Origin of the sequence: Vibrio sp. Vb1729, from assembly GCF_033338655.1 — a bacterium.
GTDB lineage: Bacteria > Pseudomonadota > Gammaproteobacteria > Enterobacterales > Vibrionaceae > Vibrio > Vibrio alginolyticus.
Genome location: NZ_JAWOTB010000039.1, coordinates 5328 through 6706, shown reverse-complemented (window position 1 = coordinate 6706; position 1379 = coordinate 5328). Strand labels below are relative to the sequence as shown.

The 1379-nt window shown below is 47.1% G+C and carries 1 protein-coding gene and 2 pseudogenes; all 3 read left to right on the top strand.

Translation table 11 applies throughout. The features are described 5' to 3' along the window. Positions 1-666, top strand: a pseudogene (locus tag R7E29_RS16630) (phage tail tape measure protein); the annotation flags it as partial. Further along, on the top strand, positions 656-997 hold the full coding sequence (locus tag R7E29_RS16625) for a DUF2590 family protein (RefSeq protein WP_017821183.1): 342 nt from the start codon (positions 656-658) through the stop codon (positions 995-997). The pseudogene R7E29_RS16630 and the gene R7E29_RS16625, both read left to right, overlap by 11 nt. Then, a pseudogene (locus R7E29_RS16620) lies at positions 994-1379 on the top strand (hypothetical protein); the annotation flags it as partial. The gene R7E29_RS16625 and the pseudogene R7E29_RS16620, both read left to right, overlap by 4 nt.

The following is a 1379-nucleotide window of genomic DNA, read 5'->3' as shown; positions in this document are numbered from 1 at the left end:
TTTAACGCCGCGCTTTGGGCCAACCCGTTAACTTGGGTTGTCGCTGGTATAGCGCTGCTTATAGGTGGTATTGCTGCGGCAATCTATTGGTGGGACGACTTAACCTCCGCGTTTAAAGATACGGCTTGGTTTGATGTTATTGCTTATGCTATCGAAGGACTCGTTGATTTACTCAATATGATCCCAGGTGTTGATATTGAACTGGGGAGCCAAATTGAAACGCCAGAGATGACAACGGCCGTCCAAGCTGAACACAGTACTCCTATATCACAGAACCTAACTCCGGGTGATGCGTCAGAAGTTAAGCAATTAGAACTACTTCAACCTCAAATGAGTTACGAGTCTGCGATAGCGACGAACCAAGACGTTTATGGATATAAGCCAGAGCAAATGGCGCCATTCAAAATTGCAGAAAGCCAGGTTATTTCTCAGCCAAGCATCAACGTTGAAGCTCCAAATCTAGATACTCAATCGCCTCAACCGTTTATCGAATATAAAGGGAAGAGCAACGAGCCACGATTGCCTCCTCAAGTGGTGAACAATATGAAAACAACCAATCACAGTGATGCTAGTCGAGTTAGCTCTTTTGGCGACGTGTATATCACTGCCCCTAACGGAATAACACCAGACCAATTAGCCGAGTGGGATGAGCTCAATGTGGGGTAACGACTTAACAGAACGCAAGCGCTACAACGATATCAAAGTGGTCGAGGGTGGCTGGGATATGGACGCAGGCCAACAGCCTAAAGAGTGCAGTGATTTATACAGCATCGCGCAGGACATTAAGCACGCGATCATGGAATCAGGATTGGCTCGCCAATTGGTTGCAGAAAGAAACCCAGCGTTACGCGCTGATGTAATGGTGCAAATTGAGCAACTTGCTGAGAGAGATGTAAGAGTGGTACCGGGTTCAGCGACAGCAAGAGAAACAGAAACTGGTGATATCACCTTAACCGCTAAGGCTTATGAATATGGGGAACTTGAGGTGAAAGCATGAGTAAACGACCAAGTACGGATTTTGTTCAGGTGCTAAGTGAATCGGGTGTTCCAGTTACCGAAAAGGACTTTGAAACCAAACTAAAACAAGAAGTCGTGGGGGCTGGTAGCAAGATTTCGAATGACTCCGAAATGTCACCGTTTTGGCGTTGGGTTCGCGCTGCAGTGGTCACGCCATGTGTTTGGCTGATTAGGCATCTATTGGCTCAGCATGTTATGCCCAATATGTTCGTGGCAACCGCTGAGCGTTGGGCTCTGGACCTAAAAGCTTGGGAGCACAATATCGCGCCGAAAGTAGCTCAAAGAGCACAAGGCTACATCACACTAACTAAAGCAAATGCTGCTGATGCGGTGACGATTGAGAAAGGGGCGGTTATTCAAAC

What these genes read in the sequence shown, in the direction of transcription:
- R7E29_RS16625 (WP_017821183.1), top strand. Translation starts at nt 656, where the DNA reads ATGTGGGGTAACGACTTAACAGAACGCAAGCGCTACAACGATATCAAA.